Source organism: Micromonospora foliorum (genome assembly GCF_022229015.1).
Taxonomy (GTDB): Bacteria; Actinomycetota; Actinomycetes; order Mycobacteriales; family Micromonosporaceae; genus Micromonospora; species Micromonospora foliorum.
In genome coordinates this window covers 1-20,620 of the sequence record NZ_JAKKFF010000027.1, presented here as the reverse complement: position 1 = coordinate 20,620, position 20,620 = coordinate 1, and the positions used below count along the sequence as shown (strand labels likewise).

Here is a 20,620-nt window from a genome sequence, read left to right as displayed (position 1 = left end):
GCGTTACTATTGGCATGATCTGCTCGCACTTGTTGTTTTTTTAATGCTCTGGCGCCCACCGAAACCTCCACTCTCTCCCTACACGACGCTCTCCGGAGCGGTCCGCCGGGCCGGCCGGGCTGGGCACGGCCGGGGGAGGCGCGTCCGAGCCGGTCGCGGCCAGCGCGAGCGGAGTGGCGATCAGGATCGCCGCCAGGGTGCTCACCGCCCCCACCGTCACCGTGGCGCGGCGTCGGTTGCGCACCCGCCGTTCCGCTCGGCTCAACTGGTCATGCACGATCGGTGCCTCCTCGGCCAGGTCGGTGAGGGTGGAGCGGATGAGGTGCTCGAAGGGTTCGGTCATCGCCGTACCTCCAGCCTGTCGACGTCCGGCAGCAGGTCGCGCAGTCGCTGCACCGCTCGGTGGGTACGGCTGCGTACGGTGCCCACGGAGCAGCCCAGCAACTCGGCCACCCGGGCTTCGGGCAGGTCCTCGTAGTAGCGGAGGACCACCACCGCCCGCTGTGTCGGGGGCAGGTGACGGAGCGCGGCACGCATCGCCAGCCGTACGTCGGAGCCGCCGCTCGGTCGCCGCCGACCGGTTCGTCCGCCGGGTTGAGCGGTGTCTCCCGCCACCGGCGAATCCGCCGCCACCAGCTGATCTGCTCGCGGTACATCACCACCCGCAGATAGCCCTCGGGATCGGAGTGCCGAATGGTTCCCCACTTCGGGATGGTCCGCGCCAACGCCGACTGGAACAGGTCCTCGGCGGCGTTACGGTCCCCGGTCAGCAGGTACGCGACCCGCATCAGCGCCGGAGTCCGGCTGCCGACGAACTCGGCCAGCCGCGCGCGTTCGTCCTCGTCCACCCGCCACCCCCGTTTCGTTGTCACAGATACAGACGTCCCAGGTCATCGTCGCTATCCACGATCGGTGGGGTTTTTCGGCCCGAAAGTGTCGGTCGTGCCGGGTAGCGTCCGGCCACCAACTGAAGAAGGGGTGCGGCGAATGACGAGCGTGGCGGGTTGGGCGGCGGCGTCGACACCGGGTGCGTTCCCGCCGTTACCCCGCGCGGTGGCGCAGTCCTTCTACCGCCGGATGCGGGCCGTCGCGCCGGCCGCCGTGGGCGCCATCGAACGGGACCGGGCGGGCGACCCCGAGCAGGGTTTCCCCGACACCGCCTGCGGCCGGTTGGCCGGCTCACTGGACGACGCGGGTCTGCGGGCGCTCGGGATGTGGACGCACCACTGGTGCATGCGCTTCTACGACGACGACACGAGGGTCGGCCTGCGGTTGATCCGCGAGATCGCCGCGCGGCCGGGGCTGGGCTGGACGGCCGACGAGGTGCGGTGGATGCTGCGCGAGTCGGTCTCGGCCGGGCCGGCCGCCGCCGACCGGTTCACCCTGCCCCGCGCCGCCGCCGCGCAACTGCCCCCGGCCGACCGTCGGGCCCTGGGTCACTGGCCCGAGGTCGAGGTGCCCCGCCAACGGCGGCCCGACCAGTCGCATTGATCGTGGGGTGGACGGGCGCCCTGCGCCGAGCGGGCGGGAGGCCGGCTGCGGCAGGATGGACGCCGCACCGCCCCCGACGGAAGGACGCTCCGATGCCCGCCAGCGACCCGACCATCATCGCCACCAGCATGGGCTTCTTCCGGGGCGACCGCGGGCCCTACGACCTGCGTCCCAGCCCGGTCTTCGAGCTGGCCGCCGAGCTGGCCGAGGCCGGCCCGCAGCCGCGGGTCTGCTACCTCGGGCAGGCCGTCGGCGACCAGCCCACCTCGCTGACCGCCGTCTACGGCGCGTTCGCCGACACCCGGTTCCGGCTGTCGCACCTCGCCCTGTTCCCGATGCCGAACGTCGAGGACGTCCGCTCCCACCTGCTCGCCCAGGACGTGATCTGGGTCGGCGGCGGCAGCGTGGCCAACCTGGTCGCCGTGTGGCGGGTGCACGGGCTCGACGAGATCCTGCACGAGTGCTGGCAGGCCGGTGTGGTGCTGGCCGGCGTCTCCGCCGGTTCGATCTGCTGGCATGTCGGCGGTGCCACCGACAGCTTCGGCCCCCGGCTGCGCGGCTTCACCGAGGGCCTGGCCTGGCTGCCGTACGGCAACGGGGTGCACTACGACAGCGAGGGCCAGCGCCGCCCGCTCATGCACGAGCTGGTCGGCGACGGCACGCTCCCCACCAGCCACTGCACCGATGACGGCGTCGGCCTGGTCTACCGGGGCACCCGGCTGGTCGAGGCAATCGCGGACCGCGAGGGCGTCTCGGCGTACGAGGTCAGCCGGGGCGCGGACGGCAGCGTCCGGGAGGCGGTCATCGCCCCCCGCCTGCTCAGCTGAGCGTCACGCCTCGTCGGCAGACGTCCGACGGCGGAGCACCGCGTCGAAGACCTGGGCCAGCTCGGCGGCGTCCTCCCCGGCGTGGTGCGTGTGCGGCATGTCGTGCAGGCCCAGCTCGTGCTTGATCGTGCCCTGGCGGGTCCGGGCCCACTCGCTGCCGGTCAACCCCATCCAGTAGCTGCGGAGATCGATACCGGAGCCGGTCGCACCGAACGGGCTGTGCCCGACGAAGCGGACGAAGTACCAGTGCACGAACATGCCGTCCCAGACGGCCGGGGCGGCGAGGAAGACCGGACGGCCGACCCGGCGCAGCCCGTCGACCCAGGCCGCCGCGGCGGACATCGCCTCCTGCGCGGTGGGCGCCTCCCGCAGCAGACGGTCCCGGTCCAGGCCGGAGACGGCGAGCGCCGCCGGGACGAACTCGTCGGAGATGGGACGCAGTTCGGTGTAGAAGGTCAGGTCGGGGCGGCCGGCCACGGCCATGCCCAGCGAGATCATGCTGTGGGGCCCGGGGATCGGCCCGTCCGCCTCCACATCGACGGCGATGTACAGCTCAGGCAACGTCGAGGTCATCCCACCTCCAACAGCGGAACATCGAACCGGGAGACTAGCAACGCCTGCCGGGGCCCGGTGGGAGCGACGATCGACCACCGGCGCGGCGCCGAATCGAAGCCGCCTGGACCGGCCCGGCCGGGACCGGCGTAAGCTGGCCCGTCGTGAGTCTCACCATCGGCATCGTCGGCCTGCCCAACGTCGGCAAGAGCACGCTTTTCAACGCGTTGACCAAGAACGACGTGCTGGCGGCGAACTACCCGTTCGCCACCATCGAGCCCAACGTCGGCGTGGTCGGGCTGCCCGACGAGCGGCTGGGCAAGCTGGCCGAGATCTTCTCCTCGCAGAAGGTGCTGCCGGCGCCGGTGTCGTTCGTCGACATCGCCGGCCTGGTCCGCGGCGCGTCGAAGGGGCAGGGCCGGGGCAACGCCTTCCTGGCCAACATCCGGGACGCCTCGGCGATCTGCCAGGTCGTCCGGGCCTTCTCCGACCCGAACGTGGTGCACGTCGACGGCAAGATCTCCCCGGCCGACGACATCGAGACGATCAACACCGAGCTGATCCTCGCCGACCTGCAGACCCTGGACAAGGCGCTGCCCCGGTTGGAGAAGGAGGCCAAGCTCCGCAAGGACCGCTTGGCCGCGGTCGCCGCCGCCAAGGCCGCGATCGAGGTGCTCGACGGTGGCACCACCCTCTACTCCGGGGCCGCCGCCGCCAAGATCGAGCTGGAGCACCTGCGCGAGCTGCACCTGCTCACCACCAAGCCCTTCCTGTACGTCTTCAACGTCGACGAGGCCGAGCTGGCCAACGAGACGTTCCTCGACGAGCTGCGCGCCCTGGTCGCCCCCGCCGAGGCCATCTTCATGGACGCCAAGATCGAGTCTGAGCTGGTGGACCTGCCCGAGGAGGAGGCCCGCGAACTGCTGGAGTCGATCGGGCAGAACGAGCCCGGCCTCAACCAGCTCGTCCGGGTCGGCTTCCGCACCCTCGGCCTCCAGACGTACCTCACGGCCGGCCCCAAGGAAGCACGCGCCTGGACCGTCCCGGTCGGCGCCACCGCGCCGGAGGCCGCGGGCGTCATCCACAGCGACTTCCAGCGCGGCTTCATCAAGGCCGAGGTGGTCTCGTACCACGACCTTGTCGAGCACGGTTCGATGGCGGCGGCCAAGGCGGCGGGCAAGGTCCGCATCGAGGGCAAGGAGTACGTCATGCAGGACGGCGACGTGGTGGAGTTCCGCTTCAACGTCTGAGCCTCTCCTGTAGTCGCAGGTCAGGCGGTTGGGCTGTCGCTCTGGGGAACACCGGGGGCACACCCCCACGCGTCATCGACAACGGCATGTGGTCGCTGCCCGGTGGCGGTCAGGAGGTCGGCGAGTCGGTCGCGCGAGGCCGACCGACTCGAACGCTGGCCGGCAGGTAGGGTCCAGGCGCTTGTGCGCGGCCGAAGACCTGGAGGAGCGACGTGGGCGCGAAGACAGCCCTGCTGGCATTCGCCGATGGAGATTCCCGTCCCGCGTTGCATGGCACGACGCGCTCGGAGCGATCCGAGACCGAGGCGCTGGTACGTCAGGTCCATCCAGGCTATGTCGTGGAGCTCTTGGACGAGAGCACGTTGTTCGACGCCATCTACCCGCCAGATGACATCACGTACGCCACGAAGCTGGCCGGGGCTGAGCTGTACTGCGACCGGCGACTGGCGCTCGACCGTCCGTCCGAGCTGCCGGAGCACCTGCGCGAAGCGGGAGCGGGCAGGCGGATCATCATGCACGGGATGCACTCGGTCGTGGACTGGCTCAGTTTCGCGGTCTGGGAAGACGGCGTGCTCATCAGATCGCTGAGCCTGTCGCCCGACGGCGGCATCCGGGAGAACATCGGCAAGCCGTACGACTTCGAGCTGCCCTACTGGGCAGGCGAGCATCCTGTTGAACCTGTACCGGGCTGGCCCAACCAGGGACCGTACCCATTGCCGTTCCATCCCCTCGCGCTGGGCGAGCAAGCATTGCGCGCGCTGTTCGGCTTCGTCGTCGAGGGGCACCCCGAGTCGGACGACATCGACACCGAGGCTGTTCATCTGCACGGCTTCCGCGTGACCGACCCGTCCGGCGAGGAACAGGCCGGGCGTGAAGCCGCATACGCGAAGGCACGACGGGCCATGGGTTCGCCGCGGAGGTTCCGGATGGGACCGGACGGGACGATGCACGAAGTCAGCCTCGAAAGCTCCTAATTCGCCTGCCCTCGGTCGGCAGAGTGTCACGCAGGTCCTGATACCGATCTGTAACGCGGTCATGAGACCGGACACCGGGCTGCCAGCTGTCGGGCCCCAGTTGATCCGTTACGGATCAGCGTCAGATGATGCGGGACAGGTCCGGCTAGATGATCATGGCTGACCATGGAAAGCGGTCCGGACCGCTGGTCGAACGCCTCCATTCAGTGACGCTATGGAGCGCAACGTGAACGTTGACAAGAGCCCACCCGTGCGGGAGTACGTGGGCTTGATCTGGATCGACGACAAGCCCGCCACTCGTCTGCGCATTCCTGCCAGGTCCCTCGATGAGGCGAGTTCTCGCGTTATCGAGGAGTACGGAGAAGGGCATGTCATTTCCATCTGGAATGAGGAAGACGCAACGAGCGCGCGATAGCGCGGCGCGCCTCTGAATCGCCTGCCAGTGGGTCTCGGCGGTCAGCTGGGCCCACCCTCACCTGTGGTTGTCGACCGCAGGAGCGCCCACGGCAACGCCGTGCGCCATCCAGGCAGTTCGAAGGCCCAAGCCGTGAGCACGGAGTGGACGAGCCGTTTGTCCTCGGTGAACGCTTGGAAGTGGCTGTCCTCGTCACCCTCGCGGTACTCGACCTGGTATCCGTTCGCCTCGGTGCGGGCAACCTGCGCGAACGTCTGACCGGTGGCGTCGGCGAGACGTTCCACGACGAGGAACTGTTCCTCGCTGCGTTCCATGTCCGAGAGCAGCTCGAACAGCAGGTCCTCTGACGGGTCGTGCCAGATCTGGCCGGACTCCATCGTCGCGCGTAGCAGCGGAGCGGTCATTGTTCCTCCCGGACCAACGAGTCGGGTGCGTTCCGCTGTTCCAGCTGCCGGCGGGCGTCCCGCCACAGGCGCTCGAAATCCTCCGAAGGCAGGCTTTCCAGAGCGGGTTCCAACGCCGAGTCGGGTAGCGGAAACAGGGCCTCCGGCACAATTCCGTACCGCTGTTCGTACTCGGTCACCGCGCTCTGGGCCCCCGAATCGCGGGCGATGAGCACCTCCGCGAGCGACGCCGCCGCCATGAAGACCCGGTCCGAGCCGCGTAGCTCGACGTGGCGCAGCGCCCATCGATCGGCGCCCAGTTCGTCGTAGTTCCAGCGGTCCTCATCTGGCAAGTACCAACGGACGTAGGTGAGCATGTGGCTAGTGTTGCGCGTCGTCAGTTCCTGAGCTGACCGGGAAGCGGAGCGTGTGGTGGAGGCTTCGTTCTCGCTGCGGATCGCGAGATCAGTCCGGGTTCGGCCGTCGCCGGCTCGGCTTGCGTTTTCTTCCGGCCCTGGCGTTCGCGAACTGTCGTCGGCGTTGGTCCCGTTGCTGCCGCTGCCAGTCGTGTCGCCGGCGGTCGCGTCGTCGCTGGTAGCCGCGGCCGATGACGGCTACCGCCATCAACCCGGACAGAACCAGACCTGCCGCTCCGACCACCCCTTGCAGCCGGCCCCGATGCCCACTGAGCATGTCGAAGTCGGTCACGAAATCACCCGGGTCGTTGGGGTTGACCCAGATCTGTACCGCACTGCCGGACGGTAGGCAGACCTCCCAGCAGCCAACCTCGGCCTGATGCTGGGCTCCGGACAATTCGTAGCGCAGGTGCATCGTGTTGCTGTTGCGCCGCTTGTGCACGAGTTCATCGACGACTGCCTGGGCTGGCACTCCATGGACCCGCAGTTGACGTCCCCAGGCGTCGTTGTCCTGAAAGGTCTTGAACGGCAGCCACATCATGACCAGCCCGACCGCGAGGCCGAGGAGGTAGACGGGGTAGCGGGCGCGCCACAAGCTCCGCAAGATCGGCACGGTGGTCATGGTCGCAGTCGATGTCCACAAGCGGCGGTACGTTGACCGCATGACGGAACAGTCGCTCCGATCGTCGTTCGGTGCGGCGGCGACCGCGTACGCCGAGCACCGCCCGGACTACGCGCAGGCCGCGGTGCGGTGGGCGCTGGAGCCCGCGCCCGGCCTGCGGGTGCTCGACCTGGGCGCCGGCACCGGCAAGCTGTCCGCGACGCTTGTCGCGGTGGGCGCGGACGTGGTGTCGGTCGAACCCGACCCGGCGATGCTCACCGAGCTACGCCGTGCGCTGCCGGCCGTCCGGGCCCTGCCGGGTAGCGCGGAGGCGATCCCGTTGGCCGGACGCCTCCGTCGACGCCGTGCTGGCCGGCAACGCCCTGCACTGGTTCGACATGGCCGTTGCCGGGGCGGAGATCGCCCGGGTCCTCGCCCCCGGCGGCATCCTGGCCGGTCTGTGGAACATCATGGACGACCGGATCGACTGGGTTGCCGGGCTCGAACGGGTCAGCGGAAGTGCGGCCATCGGCCCGCGTGACACGTTGAGCAGTTGGCGCGCGGCGACTGCGGGCATGCTCGTTCCGAGCACCGGCCTGGTCGCCCGGTTCGGGTCGCCGGAGCAGGTCGAGCTTCCGCACGGCCAACGGCGTACCGCTGACTCTCTCGTCGCGACGCTCGCGACGCGGGCCGGGATGCTGGTCATGCCGGAAGAGGAGCGAGAGGCCACCCTCGGCCGGATCCGTGCCTTCCTCGCGAGCCGGCCCGAGACCGCGCACGGCGAGTTCATCCTGCCGATGCTGACCGGCGTGCTGCGCGCCCAGCGACGCTGACGGTCGGCGACGGCGAGACGACATCGGGGCGAGGTGTTGAAAGCTGTGCTGGCAGGCGCCGACGTGGCGCTGGTGGGCCTGTTCTCGGCGAAGGACAAGGAGTTCGATAGCAAGCTCAATCTGCTGGCCAGCTTGGTGGAAGCCCACGGCGGCCAGGTCGTGGGCCGGCACGTGCAGCGGCGGGGTGTCTCTTCTGGCGGCGCGGACAAGATGGGCGACCCGTTCTCGCGGCGGACGTTGCTCAGCCCCGGTAGGGCCCGCGAAGTCGCCGACGCCTGCCGGCAGGGAGGGGTTGGCGTCGTGGTCTTCGCGAACCCCTTGACCGACCACCAGCGGGCCGTCCTCACGGACACGTTCGGCTGCCTCGTCCTGAGTGGCGAGGACCTCCGATAGGTCAGGGACGGACTGCCTTCTCGCCATGGACGACCGCGTATTCTGCGGCGAGCCAGGGCCCAAGGTCGTCGATGAGTTCGCGGAGCACCCCCGGATCTGGCGAGGGCGCGCGACCGGTGATGGCGGCCCTACGCATCTGCCCGACGCGTTCTGGATAGTGGAGCCCAAATGCCTCGGCCGACTCGGTGAGGTCGCTTGTCCAGCCTCCCCAGCGAGGCATGATCAGCGTGAAGCCGGTTCTGACGATGCGCCGAGCGACGAGCCGGCTCAGGGCCTTCCGTTGCTGGTCGGTGTTCGCTTCGGCTGCCTGGCGGCGCCACCCCGGAAGCGCACGTGGCAGGTCACCGTTCGTCTCGCGGGCGAGCAGGGGAGTGGGCCGGTAACGGGGAAGTTGGTCGGCGAGGTCGTCGCCCAGCAGGGGAGTGCACAGGCAGGCGACGAAGAAGCCGAGGTCGTGCCGCTCAAGCTCGCTGAGCAGCGTACGTGCACTGAACAGCAGAACGCCCACGCCGTCGATCTGCGTGAAGGACTCGTCGAGAGCCTGCTCGATCCTGGTGGCAGCCGCCCGGTCGGCCTCGGTTGGTTCGGTGTGCATCGCGAGGAGCAGGTCGAGATCGGAGAGCCCGAGGACGGCGGTGCCACGCGGGATGCTGCCGTAGATGTAGGCGCTGTGCAGCCGACCACCGTCGAACGACTCCGCTATCCGAGCGCGTGCCGCGTCGACAACTCCGGTGAACGCGGCCGGGACCCGACTCAGTGCACCCTCGCGCGCGATCCAGCCCTCGGCGTCCAGTCCTCTTCCGGCCATGGCGACACTCTGCCGGAGCTGCCGACGACGCTCAGCTCCGCCCGGGCGACCTCGGCGTCCTACTGCTCGGCCCAGGCGCCCAACTCGTTGCCGCTGGGGTCGGTGAAGTGGAACCGTCGGCCACCGGGGAACTCGTACGGCCCGTTCACCACCTGGCCTCCGGCCTCCTGCACGGCCTGCACGGAACGGTCCAGGTCGCTGGAGTAGAGCAGCACGAGTGGGCCGCCCGGCCGAACCTCCTCGTCCAGACGGAGACCGCCGACCTCGGGAGCGGAGTCGCCGTGCGGGCTGCGGATGCCGGCGTACTCCGGCCCGTAGTCGTTGAACTGCCAACCGAACGCGTCGGCGTAGAAGCGCTTGGCCGCGGCGAGGTCGGTCACGGTGAGCTCGACGTAGTCGATGGCGTGGTGGCGGTGGGGCGCTGACTCAGACATGCGCCGATCGTGCACCCCGGGTACGACGCAATCGCGACATGCAACGAAAGGTTGCGCGAGCAGAGTGGGTTGTCGTAGGTTGAGTGCAACCAAAGGTTGCGAAAGGTTGTGAGCATGGAACAGGGAACGATCGAACGCGACATTCACGTCAACGCGTCCCCGGAGGTCGTCTTCGAGGTGGTCAGCCAGCCCGAGCACATGCGGGAGTGGTGGCCCGACGACGCGCGGTTCGAGTCGGTCGCCGGCGCGCCCGGCGAACTGGTGTGGCGCGACTCCGACACCGGCGAGACGAAGACCGTCGCGCTCGCCGTCGTCGAGGTCGACCCGCCGAAGCGGTTCTCCTTCCGCTGGTGCTTCACCGAGCCGGACCGGAACGGGCAGTCGCTGTTCGTCACCTTCGACCTGGTGCCCAGCGGCGCGGGGACGCTGGTCCGGATGACCGAGACCGGGTTCCGCGAGCTGGGTTGGGAGGTCGCCGTCCTGGAAGAGCAGTACCGCGACCACGAGAACGGCTGGGACCACTACATGCCCCGGCTGGGCGCGTACGTTGCCCGGCTGGTCGCGACTCCATGAGCGCCGTGGTCGACGACGAGTTGTGGTCGGCGATCGGCGATCCGATTCGGCGTACGATGATCGATCTTCTTCTCTCTGACGGGCCGGGTACGGCCACCTCGTTGAGCAGGCGGCTACCCGTCACCCGTCAGGCCGTCTCGAAGCACCTGGCGGTTCTCGACCGGGTTGGGCTGATCCACGCCGAGCCGGCCGGCCGCGAGCGTCACTACCAGGTGGACGAGGCGCAACTCGCCCGCGCGGTCGCCCAGTTGTCGGCGGTCGGCTCCACCTGGGACGCCCGACTCCGCCGGATCAAGCGCATCGCCGAAACGATCGAACGCCACCACACCAGCAACCAGGGAGGCTGAAAATGGTCGACATTCTGCACCAGGTCGGCGTCGTCGCTCCGCTCGCCGACGTCTACCGAGCGGTGGCAACCCCCGAGGGTGTCGGCGGCTGGTGGTCGGTCGACACGACCGGGAAGAGCGAGGTCGGCGGGCAGTTGGCCGTCCACTTCGGTGACCAGGGCGGGTTTGACCTGGAGATCCTTGAGCTGGACCCGGCTGGCCGGGTGCGCTGGCGGGTCGTCGGTGGCCCCGAGGAGTGGATTGGCACCGAGATCAGCTGGCGGCTCGGCCAGCGAGGTCGGTACACCATCGTCGACTTCACGCACGCCGGTTGGCGCGAGCCGACCGAACTCATGCACGAGTGCAGCACCAAGTGGGCGATCTTCCTGATGAGTCTCAAGGAGCTGGTGGAGACGGGGAGCGGTCGGCCGGCGCCGAACGACGTCCAGATCGGCGACGGGCACTGACTCTTGGCATCCGCCGAGAGACGGAGATCGACTCGGGTTCCTTGAAATCGGGGAGTCAAAGGCATTCGGACACCCCCGGTTCAAGGAACCCGAGCCGACCAAACTGCTACTCCGCCCGGTAGACGGAGATGTGCGACGGGCTGTCGGCCTGGAACGGTCGTCGGTGCCAGTCGGCGTACCGCTCGGTCAGCCGAAGCCCTGCCCGCTGCGCCATCTCGTCGATCTGGTGCGGCCAGGCGTACCGCATGGCGAACGGCTTCAGGTGCACACCGTCGCCGTCGAACGTGATGGTCTGCCGGATGAACCGTTGCGCCGGTCGGTCGTACCGGTGCAGTCGGATCGTCGCGGAGTCCTCGGTGACGTCACGCACCTGCACCTGCTCGTCCGAGTCGAAGCTGCGCGGGTCGGGCACGAACGTCTCGATGACGAACGCGCCGCCGGGCGACAGCACCCGGGCGACGTTGCGGAAGCAGTCCGCCTGTCGCTCGGCGTCGACCAGGTTGAACAGGGTGTTGAAGACCAGGTACGCCAGTCGGAACTCACCCTGCACGGGTACGTCCGCCATGTCGGCGACGACCACCGGGATCCGTTCGCCGCCGGGTTTCGCCCGTAGCTGCGCGAGCATTTCCTCGGACGCCTCGACGCCGTGCACGGCGAGGCCGCGCTCGGCCAGCGGAAGTGCGACCCGGCCGGTGCCGATCGCCAGTTCGAGAACCGGGCCGCCGTCGGCCAGGTCGGCCAGGAAGTCCACGGCGGGGGCCGGGTCGGGGTTGGTGCCGCCGTCGTCGTATCCGGCGGCCCACAGCCGGCCGAAGAGGCCGGGGTCGTCGAAGACCGACATCAGCGGCCTCCGGGGTTGGGGTCAGTGGCGCTCAGCGCCAGGGGAACAGTCCTGCTCACGAAGTCTCGATTCCTCAGGTCGGATGACGGTGGGTTCGGGGGACCTCGTCGTGTTGGGCATGGTGGCTGCTCCCTTCGCGCGGCTGTCGACCGAGGACACCAGAGACGCGGCGGGCCCGGCAAGGCAATTACGCCAGCCGGGCCCACGACGGGACGTGCCGTCAGGAGATGTGGTGCAGGATCACGTTGTGCACGTGGTGGCTCTTCTGCGCGCCACGGAACTCCACCTCGTAGGTGTGCGTGCCGACGTGGATGGCGATGGCGCCGGTGGAGAAGAACGAACCACCCCACGACTTGTTGCTGACCACGCTCACGCTGGTGATCTTCGAGTACGGGATGCTGGTGATCGCGAACCGCTTCCCGACGAAGGAGCGGTCCTGGATGATCACGCGTCGGTCGGTCAGCCCGATGAACCCGGTGCCGGTACCGACGGCGTCGTAGACGGCGATGATCTGCTCGCCTTCGAGGAGGCCGCTCTCAATCTGCTGGACCTGCTCTTTGCGGTCGTACGCGATGTTCGCCATGTGAACCAGGCTAGAAAACCGGTGCCAACGCGCCCACCCGGGCGACGACCACGAACTCACCGTCGCCGTGGCCGACGGGCTCTCCGTGCCAGCCCCCGTAGAGGCGATCAATAAGGAAGCCCGCCCTGCTCAGGGAGTCACGCAGCTCGGCCTCGGTGCGGAAGCGCAGGCTCGCCGAGCTGACGATCTTCTCCCCGTCGTCGAAGTGGTAGTGGTGGGTGAAGTCGACCACTCCGTCGCGTACCCCGGTGACTTTGGTCCACGCGCGGACCTCGCTGCCGTCCGGCAGCGTGACCAGCCGGTGCGAATCCACCGGGTTCCACCGCTCCCAGCGACGGTCCGCCGGGTCGCGGGCGTCGAACACCAGCCGGCCGCCGGGCACGAGCGCCCGAGCCAGGTCGGCGAGGGTACGCGCCCACTCGGCGTCGTCGACGAAGAACTGCGCGACGTGGCTGGTCAGCACAGCCACGTCGAAGGCGCGCTCCGGCAGCAGCGCCGAGGTGCCCTCGATCCAGGTCACCCGCTCGCCGCCCGGCTTGGCACCGGCGGCGGCCAGGGACGCACCGGCCGGGTCCACACCGGTGACGGTGTGGCCGGCGGCGGCGAGGGCAACGGTCAGCCGGCCGGTGCCGCAGCCGAGGTCGAGCACCCGGGCGGCCGGGATCTCGTCGACCACCGCCTGGAAGAAGTCGTCGTCCGGCCCCCACCGGCACTCGGCGTCGTACACCTGAACCAGCCGGCGGTGGCGAAACTCGGCGTGCCTCATCGGGGGTTCGCGTCGGTCGCGGCGCGGACGAACTCGCGTACCCGGGTGGTGGTGTTGCTGGGCAGCCAGACCGGCCCTCGTTCGATCGGTGGCGCGTCGTGGATGGGCACGTACGCCACGTCGGGGCGCGGGTAGTAGCGCCGCGTGTGCTCGCCCACCGGCAGGACACCCCGGCCCAGCGCGACCAGGGACAGCATCTCGGAGAAGGTGTTCCCGGCGGGTCCCTTCGGCACCGGGCGGCCGGCCGGGGTGCGCTCCGGGGTGCGGTCTCGTTTGAACTCCACCGAGGTCACGGTCGGGTACTGCACCACCGGGTGGTCGGCGAGCACCTCCAACGACACCGACCGCTCCCCGGTTAGCGGGTGACCCGCCGCCACCGCCAGCACCCGATCCTCGGAGAGCAGTGCCGGGCCGGTGGCCATGCCGTCGAACGGGTACGAGGCGATCAACACGTCCGTCGAGCCGTCGAGCAGCCCGGATCGGGTGGTGGCCAACTGTGCCTCGTGCACCTCCACCCGGCAGTCGGGGTGTCGTTCACCGAACAGGGCCACCGCCCGGAGCAGCACCGGCGCGGTCCACTCGCCGAGGAACGCCACCCGTAGCGTCCCGGTCACGCCGCGGGCGGCGTCGGTCGCGCGTCGGACCGCCTCGTCCATCCCGGCGACCAGCGGGGCCAGCTCGTCGGCGAGCTGCCGGCCGATCGGAGTGAGCCGGACGACCCGACTGGTACGGGCGAACAGAGGTGCGCCGATCCGGCGCTCCAGCTTCTTCACGATGTGGCTGACCCGACCGGTGCTGACTGTCAACCGCTCGGCGGTCCGGCCGAAGTGCAGTTCCTCCGCGAGGGTCAGGAACGTCTCGACCTCGTACCGCTCCAGCACACCGTTCCCATCGTTGACCTGCGGGCAACGATCGTAGCGGTATCAGGTCTTGGTCGGCGCCCCTCGTCCGGGGATCGTGAAGGCGGCAGGGAACACCGAGCGAAAGGGCTCTGACATGAGCATCGACGACTACCTGACCGACCCGTCCGGGCGGCTGATTCCCGGTGCGCGGGCGATGGCGGCGGTGAAGTTGCGCGACCTCGCTGACGTCGACCCGGCGCTGTTCAGCGGCTGGCTGCGCGCTGCGGCCAACCTGGAGGAGGCGTGAGCGCCGTGCGGGTAACCGGTTTCGACCACCTGGTGCTGACCGTCGCCGACGTGGAGCGGTCCTTGGACTTCTACTGCGGCCGGCTCGGGCTGGCGCCGGTACGGGTCGACGAGTGGCGGGCCGGCACCGTCCCGTTCCCGTCGGCGCGGATCAGCCCCGACAGCATCATCGACCTGGTGCGAGGTGAGCCGCAGGGCGCGAACGTGGACCACTTCTGCCTGGTGGTGGCACCACTGGACTGGGCGCAGGTGATCGAATCGGGGGTCTTCACGGTGCTGACCGGGCCGGTCAGCCGCTTCGGTGCCCGCGGCTCGGCGACCTCGATCTACGTGCGGGACCCGGATGGCAACTCGGTGGAGCTGCGCTGGTACCCGCAGGACGCGTAGCCGGCCGGTGAGCCCGAGTTGCCTGGCGACATGCGGAAGCCCCGCGTCTCCCCATCCACAGTGGGCAGGCGCGGGGCTCCGGTCGTACGTCAGTGGTCGCTGCGCGGGTCGTGGTCCGTGCTGCGGCTGCCGGCCTTGGCCAGACCCCGGCTCACCAGGTAGCCGACGGTGAGCAGGGTGATGAACCACCACGCCTTGTCAGCGGCGAAGTAGTCGCCGCCGTCGTTAGCGGCACCGTCGCCCACAGCGTTCGAGGCGATCAGCACACCGATGACGGCGAGCACGTAGACCGCCAGCTCGCTGGTCTTCCAGGACGGCTTGGTCTCGTCGCCGCGGCGGTTGACGCGGCGGACGTCGTGCTGACCGCCGTGCTCGACGTGGTCGCTGGCGCGGTTTTGCGTGGGGGTGGTCATGTCAGCTCCTAAGGCACGGTATGTGAGGTCCGATCAGTTCCGGGGGCTTTGTCAACCCTCGTGTCGAACTGGTACCCGTGCGCCTTTCAGGAAAACCTCAGACTCCACCAGAATTGAACGAACACTCAGGACTCGGTGACCGCCCGGTACGCGTCCTCGATACGGGCGGCCAACAGCACCTCGCCCTCGGTCAGGGGCTCGCCGCTGCCGTGCCCGACCCGGATCTGGGTGCTGTCGGCCCGTCGGCTGATCTCGGGTCGCAGATGCAGCGCATCCGCGACGACCTTGACCCGTTCAGTTAGAGCGGCGTGTTGGGTATCGTCGATCACGAGCGTCCGTCGGATCTGCTCGCCCTCGCGTGTCCAACCAGATAGCAAGGTCAACGCGTCGGAAAGGTAGTCGTGCTTGGCCCTGCTGTTGAACAGCGCGCGCATCACCGCACCCCCCAAGCGCCGTTGCCGGCTTGTGGCCAAATCGTCGCCATCCCGTGTCTTGTCGGTGCCCCTAGTCTCTCGCTGCCCGGAGGGGGTGTCCACGCCCACACTTCCGTGTCTTATTGGCCTAGCGGACGGCTACGGTACCCAAACCGCCGATTGATCTGGCACCCTGGACGCCCGTGCGGACCGAACGGGCGAATGGTGGCGGGCAGGCCGAACGACGGGACCTGAAGGTGATCGTCGGTGCGGCGATCATCCGGGATGGGCGGGTGCTCGCCTGTGCGCGTTCCGCCCCACCCGAGGTAGCGGGCATGTGGGAGTTTCCGGGCGGAAAGGTCGAGCCGGGGGAGGCCGAGACCGACGCGCTGATCCGGGAGTGCGCCGAGGAGTTGGCCGTACGCGTCGAGATCGGCGACCGGGTCGGCCGCAACGTACGGATGGCGCACGGCCGTTCGGTGCTCAAGGTGTACGCGGCCCGGCTGCTCGGCGGTGACCAGCCACAGGCGCTGGAGCACGAGGCGCTCCGCTGGCTCACCGCGGACGAGCTGGACTCGGTCACCTGGCTCCCCGCCGACGCCCCCATCGTGGCCGCCCTCCGCCCCCTCCTCCTCCGTTCAACCCCTTAACCCACCCCCAGTCCGGCCCAGCTCCGGGTGATCAAGAGGTTTCGGTCACGATCACGCCCTTTGATGACCGAAACCTCTTGATCACCCGGGTGGGGCGGGGCCGGGCGGGGTCAGGGGGGCCAGGGGGTGGGGGCAGGGGTGGGAAGTGGGACGGGGGCCGTGGCGGTTAGCCACGGCCCCCGTTGTTGTTCGGGTGGTTAGTGCTTGTTGTCCTGCTCCGGGTGGGCGAAGTTGAGGTGCTCCGGAGGCAGCGGGAAGGTCACGTCGTCGCCGAACGGCGACGGCGCGGCGGCCCGGTCGAAGGTGAGCTCGGTCAGCGGCAGCTTGCCCCGGTCGTCGACCGCCGGAGCGGTCGGGTGGGGCACCTCCCGGTGCCAGTTGACGCCGCTCTGCGCCTGCGCCTCAGCCCGCGAATCGTGGGAGCCACCCGCGTGCGAGTGCACCCCACCCCGGGCGGAGCCCGGCGTCGCCGAGCCCTGACGGGCGGTGGTCACGCTGGTCTGGGGCGTCTCGCCCCGACGGAAGATCTTGCTACCAAGCCACACAAGGGGATCGTACCTGCGGTCGACGACCCGTTCCTTCATGGGGATGATCCCGTTGTCAGTGATCTTGATGTGCTCGGGGCAGACCTCGGTGCAGCACTTGGTGATGTTGCAGAAGCCGAGGCCCTGCTCGGCCTGCGCGTACTCCTTGCGGTCGGTCCGGGCGTCCAACGGGTGCATGTCCAGCTCGGCCGCCCGGATGAAGTACCGCGGGCCGGAGAACGCCTGCTTGTTCTCCTCGTGATCGCGGATCACGTGGCAGACCGTCTGGCACAGGAAGCACTCGATGCACTTGCGGAACTCCTGCGAGCGCTCGACGTCGACCTGCTGCATCCGGTAGTCACCCGGGGCCACGTCCGCCGGTGGGGCGAACGCCGGGGTCTCCCGTGCCTTCTCGTAGTTGAACGAGACGTCGGTGACCAGATCCCGGATGACCGGGAAGGTGCGCAGCGGGGTGACCGTGACGGTCTCGTCGTCGCCGAAGGTCGACATCCGCGTCATGCAACCCAGCCGCGGCTTGCCGTTGATCTCCATGGAGCAGGAGCCGCACTTGCCGGCCTTGCAGTTCCACCGGCAGGCCAGGTCGGGCGCGTCGGTGGCCTGCAGGCGGTGGATGACGTCGAGGACGACCTCGCCCTCGTTCACCTCCACCATGTAGTCCTGGAGGTCACCGCCGGTCTCGTCGCCCCGCCAGATCCGGAACTGACGCTTCGCGCTCATCGGTTGTCCGCCTCTCCAGCGTCGGCAACGAGGGCGTCGAAGTCGGCGAGCTCCTCGTCGGTGAGGTACTTGGCCAGCTCGGCCCGGTCGAAGAGGCCGATCAGCTCCGGCCGCATCTTCGGCAGCGGCTTGCGGGTCAGCTGCACGGTGTCCCCGTCCAGCGCGCAGACCAGGTTGACCTGCCGCCACTTCGGTTCCATCGCCGGGTAGTCCTCCCGGGTGTGCCCGCCGCGCGACTCCTGCCGCTCCAGCGCCGCCTTCGCGGTGCACTCCGAGACCACCAGCATGTTGCGCAGGTCCAGGGCCAGGTGCCAGCCCGGGTTGTAGCGTCGGCCGCCGGCCGCGCTCACCTTCGCCACCCGCTCACGCAGCTCGGCGAGCCGGACCAGCGCGTCGGCCAGCTCACCCTCCCGGCGGATGATGCCCACCAGGTCACCCATGACCGCCTGGAGGTCCTGCTGCAGGGTGTACGGGTTCTCGCCGGTGTCCCGTTGCAGCGGAGCGAGGGCGGTCTCCACGGCGGCCTCGACCTCGTGCACGGCCACCTTCGGCCGGGCGGCCAACCCGTCGGCGTAGCTGGCCGCGTGCCCACCCGCCCGCTTGGCGAAGACCAGCAGGTCGGACAGGGAGTTGCCACCCAGTCGGTTGGAGCCGTGCATGCCGCCGGAGACCTCACCGGCGGCGAACAGCCCGCGTACGTGGCCGAAGGCGGCACCCGAATCCGGGTCCACCTCGACGCCGCCCATCACGTAGTGGCAGGTCGGCCCGACCTCCATCGGCTCGGCCGTGATGTCGACGTCGGCCAGCTCCTTGAACTGGTGGTACATCGACGGCAGCCGGCGGCGGATCTCGTCGGCCGAACGCCGGCTCGCGATGTCCAGGAAGACACCGCCGGCGGGGGAGCCCCGGCCGGCCTTGACCTCGCTGTTGATGGCGCGGGCCACCTCGTCGCGGGGCAGCAGCTCCGGTGGACGCCGGTTGTTGTCCGGGTCGGTGTACCAGCGGTCCGCCTCCTCCTCGGTCTCCGCGTACTGCTTGCGGAAGACGTCGGGGACGTAGTCGAACATGAACCGCTTGCCGTCGGAGTTCTTCAGGACGCCGCCGTCGCCACGCACCGACTCGGTGACCAGGATGCCCTTCACCGAGGGCGGCCAGACCATGCCGGTCGGGTGGAACTGGAGGAACTCCATGTTGATCAGCGTCGCCCCGGCGCGCAGCGCCAGCGCGTGCCCGTCCCCGGTGTACTCCCAGGAGTTCGAGGTGACCTTGTAGGAGCGTCCGACACCACCGGTGGCCAGCACGACCGCCGGCGCCTCGAAGAGGATGAACTCGCCCGACTCCCGGTAGTAGCCGAACGCGCCGGCCACCCGGTCACCGTCGAGCAGCAGCTCGGTGATGGTCGTCTCGGAGAACACCCTGATCCGGGCGTCGTACGAGCCGAACTCCCGCTGGTCCTCCTGCTGGAGCGACACGATCTTCTGCTGGAGGGTGCGGATCAGCTCCAGGCCGGTCCGGTCGCCCACGTGCGCCAGGCGCGGGTACTCGTGGCCGCCGAAGTTACGCTGCGAGATCTTGCCGTCCTTGGTGCGGTCGAAGAGCGCACCGTACGTCTCCAGCTCCCAGATCCGCTGCGGCGACTCCTTCGCGTGCAGCTCGGCCATCCGGAAGTTGTTGAGGAACTTGCCGCCGCGCATGGTGTCGCGGAAGTGCACCTGCCAGTTGTCCCGGCTGTTCACGTTGCCCATCGCGGCCGCTGCGCCGCCCTCGGCCATCACCGTGTGCGCCTTGCCGAACAGCGACTTGGAGATGATCGCGGTCTTCTTGCCGGCCAGCCGGGCCTCGATCGCCGCGCGCAGACCGGCGCCGCCGGCCCCGATGACGACGACGTCGTAGTGGTGTCGTTCGATGCGAGTGGTTGTGGTCATGTCAGGGGCCCTTTAGTTGATGAACCGCAGGTCGGAGAACCACTCGGCCGACAGCGCCATGATGTAGAAGTCGGCCAGCGCCAGGGTGCCGAGGGTGATCCAGGCGAGCTGCATGTGCCGGACGTTCAACGCCGAGACGAACGTCCAGGCCTTGTACCGCACCGGGTGCTTGGAGAAGTGCTTGAGCCGGCCGCCGATGATGTGCCGGCAGGAGTGGCAGGAGATCGTGTACGCCCAGAGCATCACCACGTTGAGCAGCAGGATGATGTTGCCAAGCCCGAAGCCGAAGCCCTTCGGCGAGTGGAAGGCGAGGATCGCGTCCCAGGTGTTGATCAGCGAGATGATCGCGGCGGCATAGAAGAAGTAGCGGTGCAGGTTCTGCCCGAGCAGCGGGAAACGGGTCTCGCCGCCGTACTCCTTGTGCCCGTCCGGGACCGCGCAGGCCGGCGGCGACAGCCAGAACGACCGGTAGTACGCCTTGCGGTAGTAGTAGCAGGTGAGCCGGAACAGCAGCAGGAACGGCAGGGTCAGCGCGGCGTCCGGGATGATCCACCAGCCGGGCAGGAACCGGCCGAAGTGCGAGGCTTCCTCGACACACCGGTCGGTCACGCACGGCGAGTAGAACGGGGTCAGGTAGTGGAACTGGTCCACCCAGTACCACTTGTGCATGAAGACCCGGACCGTCGCGTACGCCACCCAGGCGCTGAGCCCGATCACGGTGATCAGCGGGGCGAACCACCATCGGTCGGTACGCAACGTCTTCGCCGCGATGGCGGCGCGCGCCCGCGCCCCCCTCGGCCTCGTTGCCGTTGAAGTCATTCGAGTCGTCTCCTCGACGGGCCCGTACGGGCGGGCTGGTCTCTCTCCGGTCGGCACGCGGACCGGCGAACCCGCACCCGCTGCCACGTCATGCGCACACCAACGACCACGCCGGATCGACCGACGCAGCTAAGTGACACACGTTACGCCGATCTCTGCGAGCCGTCCGCGCAAGGGAGTGTCCCGTGTGTCTGGCCTGCGGAAAAGCCCTCGACGGGCCGGTTTGTCGCGCGTCTTCGACACCGTCAGCCGGAGGCGCCTCCGGTGAAGTGCCAGGACGCCAGCCGCAGCGAGGGCGCCGCCCACCAGGCACCGTCCACCCGCTCCGGTTGGCGCACCGCCCGCGCACCCAGCCCGAGCACCGCCCCCGGGCCGAGCGCCCGCGGGTACGACTCGGTGAACCGCAGGTCACGGACCGCCCGGACGACCGTGCCGTCCTCGATCAGCCAGACGCCGTTGCGGGTCAGCCCGGTGACGACGAGGCTCTTCGGGTCGAGCACCCGCGTGTACCAGAGGTCGGTGACCAGCAGCCCTCGGCGTACGCCGGCCACCAACGCGGCGGTGTCCGCGTCGACGACCGCTCCGGCCGCCGCACCGGTGGTGCTCCGGCCCACCGCACTGGCCGGGCCCGCCACCGCGCCGCTCAGCCGCAGGTTGCGGGGCATCGGGC

General features: G+C 69.3%; 30 protein-coding genes and 2 pseudogenes. 13 read left to right on the top strand and 19 right to left on the bottom strand.

Annotated elements, in window-relative coordinates; translation table 11 throughout:
- Window positions 1–40: 40 nt before the first annotated feature.
- The 3 genes and pseudogenes from PSH25_RS02885 to PSH25_RS33855 all read right to left on the bottom strand — a co-directional run.
- Window positions 41–343: a hypothetical protein gene (locus PSH25_RS02885; RefSeq protein WP_238657499.1), complete on the bottom strand. Its 303-nt coding sequence runs from the start codon at window positions 341–343 to the stop codon at window positions 41–43.
- Complete coding sequence (locus tag PSH25_RS33860; RefSeq protein ID WP_238657497.1) at window positions 340–615, bottom strand: sigma-70 family RNA polymerase sigma factor; 276 nt, start codon at window positions 613–615, stop codon at window positions 340–342. The genes PSH25_RS02885 and PSH25_RS33860 overlap by 4 nt, the downstream gene beginning before the upstream one ends.
- 59 nt (window positions 616–674) lie before the next feature.
- A pseudogene (locus PSH25_RS33855) lies at window positions 675–788 on the bottom strand (SigE family RNA polymerase sigma factor); the annotation flags it as partial.
- 199 nt (window positions 789–987) lie between these two features.
- Here PSH25_RS33855 and PSH25_RS02870 point away from each other — a divergent pair.
- The gene (locus PSH25_RS02870; protein WP_238657496.1) at window positions 988–1,491 is read left to right on the top strand and encodes a hypothetical protein; all 504 of its coding nucleotides are present in this window, start codon (window positions 988–990) and stop codon (window positions 1,489–1,491) included.
- A 92-nt stretch (window positions 1,492–1,583) separates the two neighbouring features.
- A complete protein-coding gene (locus PSH25_RS02865; RefSeq protein WP_238657495.1) occupies window positions 1,584–2,318 on the top strand; it encodes a Type 1 glutamine amidotransferase-like domain-containing protein in 735 nt (244 codons plus the stop codon).
- Window positions 2,319–2,321: 3 nt separating this feature from the next.
- Here PSH25_RS02865 and PSH25_RS02860 read toward each other — a convergent pair whose 3' ends face one another.
- Window positions 2,322–2,891 carry an exonuclease gene (locus PSH25_RS02860; protein ID WP_238657493.1) on the bottom strand — a complete coding sequence of 190 codons (570 nt, stop codon included), beginning with the start codon at window positions 2,889–2,891 and terminating at the stop codon, window positions 2,322–2,324.
- Between the two features lie 143 nt (window positions 2,892–3,034).
- Here PSH25_RS02860 and ychF point away from each other — a divergent pair, with 143 nt between their 5' ends.
- Both ychF and PSH25_RS02850 read left to right on the top strand, forming a co-directional pair.
- Window positions 3,035–4,120, top strand: a complete 1,086-nt coding sequence (gene ychF / locus PSH25_RS02855; protein ID WP_238657491.1) for a redox-regulated ATPase YchF — start codon at window positions 3,035–3,037, stop codon at window positions 4,118–4,120.
- Window positions 4,121–4,332: 212 nt separating this feature from the next.
- Window positions 4,333–5,094, top strand: coding sequence for a DUF6928 family protein (locus PSH25_RS02850; protein ID WP_238657490.1), 762 nt, complete (start codon window positions 4,333–4,335; stop codon window positions 5,092–5,094).
- 456 nt (window positions 5,095–5,550) lie between these two features.
- Here the strand turns inward: PSH25_RS02850 and PSH25_RS02845 are convergent, their stop codons facing one another.
- The 3 genes from PSH25_RS02845 to PSH25_RS02835 all read right to left on the bottom strand — a co-directional run bounded on the left by PSH25_RS02845 (window position 5,551) and on the right by PSH25_RS02835 (window position 6,930).
- Window positions 5,551–5,913: a hypothetical protein gene (locus tag PSH25_RS02845; protein ID WP_238657488.1), complete on the bottom strand. Its 363-nt coding sequence runs from the start codon at window positions 5,911–5,913 to the stop codon at window positions 5,551–5,553.
- The gene (locus PSH25_RS02840; RefSeq protein WP_238657487.1) at window positions 5,910–6,269 is read right to left on the bottom strand and encodes a hypothetical protein; all 360 of its coding nucleotides are present in this window, start codon (window positions 6,267–6,269) and stop codon (window positions 5,910–5,912) included. The genes PSH25_RS02845 and PSH25_RS02840 overlap by 4 nt, the downstream gene beginning before the upstream one ends.
- Before the next feature lie 88 nt (window positions 6,270–6,357).
- Complete coding sequence (locus PSH25_RS02835; protein WP_238657485.1) at window positions 6,358–6,930, bottom strand: DUF3592 domain-containing protein; 573 nt, start codon at window positions 6,928–6,930, stop codon at window positions 6,358–6,360.
- On the opposite strand from PSH25_RS02835, the pseudogene PSH25_RS34115 reads away from it, so the two are divergent.
- From PSH25_RS34115 to PSH25_RS02820, 3 genes and pseudogenes are all read left to right on the top strand, one after another.
- Window positions 6,929–7,195, top strand: a pseudogene (locus PSH25_RS34115) (class I SAM-dependent methyltransferase); the annotation flags it as partial. The gene PSH25_RS02835 and the pseudogene PSH25_RS34115 overlap by 2 nt on opposite strands.
- 79 nt (window positions 7,196–7,274) lie before the next feature.
- Window positions 7,275–7,742, top strand: a complete 468-nt coding sequence (locus tag PSH25_RS02825; protein WP_238657500.1) for a class I SAM-dependent methyltransferase — start codon at window positions 7,275–7,277, stop codon at window positions 7,740–7,742.
- Between the two features lie 45 nt (window positions 7,743–7,787).
- Window positions 7,788–8,135: an HflX-like GTP-binding protein gene (locus tag PSH25_RS02820; protein WP_238657484.1), complete on the top strand. Its 348-nt coding sequence runs from the start codon at window positions 7,788–7,790 to the stop codon at window positions 8,133–8,135.
- 1 nt (window position 8,136) lies between these two features.
- Here PSH25_RS02820 and PSH25_RS02815 read toward each other — a convergent pair whose 3' ends face one another.
- Window positions 8,137–8,943: a hypothetical protein gene (locus PSH25_RS02815; protein ID WP_238657482.1), complete on the bottom strand. Its 807-nt coding sequence runs from the start codon at window positions 8,941–8,943 to the stop codon at window positions 8,137–8,139.
- A 59-nt stretch (window positions 8,944–9,002) separates the two neighbouring features.
- Complete coding sequence (locus tag PSH25_RS02810) at window positions 9,003–9,377, bottom strand: VOC family protein (protein ID WP_238657480.1); 375 nt, start codon at window positions 9,375–9,377, stop codon at window positions 9,003–9,005.
- A gap of 114 nt (window positions 9,378–9,491) precedes the next feature.
- Between PSH25_RS02810 and PSH25_RS02805 the strand changes: the two genes are divergently transcribed.
- From PSH25_RS02805 to PSH25_RS02795, 3 genes are read left to right on the top strand one after another with little or no spacing between them, the layout of a single operon-like run.
- Window positions 9,492–9,950, top strand: coding sequence for an SRPBCC domain-containing protein (locus PSH25_RS02805; RefSeq protein ID WP_238657479.1), 459 nt, complete (start codon window positions 9,492–9,494; stop codon window positions 9,948–9,950).
- Complete coding sequence (locus PSH25_RS02800; protein ID WP_238657478.1) at window positions 9,947–10,297, top strand: ArsR/SmtB family transcription factor; 351 nt, start codon at window positions 9,947–9,949, stop codon at window positions 10,295–10,297. The genes PSH25_RS02805 and PSH25_RS02800 overlap by 4 nt, the downstream gene beginning before the upstream one ends.
- 2 nt (window positions 10,298–10,299) lie before the next feature.
- A complete protein-coding gene (locus PSH25_RS02795) occupies window positions 10,300–10,743 on the top strand; it encodes an SRPBCC family protein (protein WP_238657476.1) in 444 nt (147 codons plus the stop codon).
- Window positions 10,744–10,849: 106 nt separating this feature from the next.
- Here PSH25_RS02795 and PSH25_RS02790 read toward each other — a convergent pair whose 3' ends face one another.
- The 4 genes from PSH25_RS02790 to PSH25_RS02775 form a co-directional block, all read right to left on the bottom strand.
- Window positions 10,850–11,584 carry a class I SAM-dependent methyltransferase gene (locus PSH25_RS02790; protein ID WP_238657475.1) on the bottom strand — a complete coding sequence of 245 codons (735 nt, stop codon included), beginning with the start codon at window positions 11,582–11,584 and terminating at the stop codon, window positions 10,850–10,852.
- Between the two features lie 220 nt (window positions 11,585–11,804).
- Window positions 11,805–12,167, bottom strand: a complete 363-nt coding sequence (locus PSH25_RS02785; protein WP_030337500.1) for a PH domain-containing protein — start codon at window positions 12,165–12,167, stop codon at window positions 11,805–11,807.
- 10 nt (window positions 12,168–12,177) lie between these two features.
- Window positions 12,178–12,933: a class I SAM-dependent methyltransferase gene (locus PSH25_RS02780; RefSeq protein WP_238657473.1), complete on the bottom strand. Its 756-nt coding sequence runs from the start codon at window positions 12,931–12,933 to the stop codon at window positions 12,178–12,180.
- Complete coding sequence (locus tag PSH25_RS02775) at window positions 12,930–13,814, bottom strand: LysR family transcriptional regulator (RefSeq protein ID WP_238657472.1); 885 nt, start codon at window positions 13,812–13,814, stop codon at window positions 12,930–12,932. The genes PSH25_RS02780 and PSH25_RS02775 overlap by 4 nt, the downstream gene beginning before the upstream one ends.
- 115 nt (window positions 13,815–13,929) lie before the next feature.
- On the opposite strand from PSH25_RS02775, the gene PSH25_RS02770 reads away from it, so the two are divergent.
- Both PSH25_RS02770 and PSH25_RS02765 read left to right on the top strand, forming a co-directional pair.
- Window positions 13,930–14,082: a DUF1801 domain-containing protein gene (locus tag PSH25_RS02770; RefSeq protein WP_238657470.1), complete on the top strand. Its 153-nt coding sequence runs from the start codon at window positions 13,930–13,932 to the stop codon at window positions 14,080–14,082.
- Window positions 14,079–14,468 carry a VOC family protein gene (locus PSH25_RS02765; protein WP_238657469.1) on the top strand — a complete coding sequence of 130 codons (390 nt, stop codon included), beginning with the start codon at window positions 14,079–14,081 and terminating at the stop codon, window positions 14,466–14,468. The genes PSH25_RS02770 and PSH25_RS02765 overlap by 4 nt, the downstream gene beginning before the upstream one ends.
- 89 nt (window positions 14,469–14,557) lie before the next feature.
- On the opposite strand, the gene PSH25_RS02760 is transcribed toward PSH25_RS02765, so the two are convergent.
- Both PSH25_RS02760 and PSH25_RS02755 read right to left on the bottom strand, forming a co-directional pair.
- Window positions 14,558–14,881 (bottom strand): hypothetical protein, encoded by a 324-nt coding sequence (locus PSH25_RS02760; RefSeq protein WP_238657465.1) that lies wholly within the window; start codon window positions 14,879–14,881, stop codon window positions 14,558–14,560.
- 125 nt (window positions 14,882–15,006) lie between these two features.
- The gene (locus PSH25_RS02755; protein ID WP_238657464.1) at window positions 15,007–15,315 is read right to left on the bottom strand and encodes a 4a-hydroxytetrahydrobiopterin dehydratase; all 309 of its coding nucleotides are present in this window, start codon (window positions 15,313–15,315) and stop codon (window positions 15,007–15,009) included.
- A 182-nt stretch (window positions 15,316–15,497) separates the two neighbouring features.
- Here PSH25_RS02755 and PSH25_RS02750 point away from each other — a divergent pair, with 182 nt between their 5' ends.
- Window positions 15,498–15,944, top strand: coding sequence for a (deoxy)nucleoside triphosphate pyrophosphohydrolase (locus tag PSH25_RS02750; RefSeq protein ID WP_238657462.1), 447 nt, complete (start codon window positions 15,498–15,500; stop codon window positions 15,942–15,944).
- A 197-nt stretch (window positions 15,945–16,141) separates the two neighbouring features.
- On the opposite strand, the gene PSH25_RS02745 is transcribed toward PSH25_RS02750, so the two are convergent.
- From PSH25_RS02745 to PSH25_RS02730, 4 genes are all read right to left on the bottom strand, one after another.
- Window positions 16,142–17,206 (bottom strand): succinate dehydrogenase/fumarate reductase iron-sulfur subunit, encoded by a 1,065-nt coding sequence (locus PSH25_RS02745; RefSeq protein WP_238657461.1) that lies wholly within the window; start codon window positions 17,204–17,206, stop codon window positions 16,142–16,144.
- Window positions 17,203–19,131 (bottom strand): fumarate reductase/succinate dehydrogenase flavoprotein subunit, encoded by a 1,929-nt coding sequence (locus PSH25_RS02740; RefSeq protein ID WP_238657459.1) that lies wholly within the window; start codon window positions 19,129–19,131, stop codon window positions 17,203–17,205. Before PSH25_RS02740 ends, PSH25_RS02745 begins: the two co-directional genes overlap by 4 nt.
- 12 nt (window positions 19,132–19,143) lie before the next feature.
- Window positions 19,144–19,950 (bottom strand): succinate dehydrogenase subunit SdhC, encoded by an 807-nt coding sequence (sdhC, locus tag PSH25_RS02735; RefSeq protein ID WP_238657457.1) that lies wholly within the window; start codon window positions 19,948–19,950, stop codon window positions 19,144–19,146.
- A 245-nt stretch (window positions 19,951–20,195) separates the two neighbouring features.
- A partial coding sequence (locus PSH25_RS02730; RefSeq protein ID WP_238657452.1) for a metallopeptidase TldD-related protein occupies window positions 20,196–20,620 on the bottom strand: 425 nt, incomplete at its 5' end.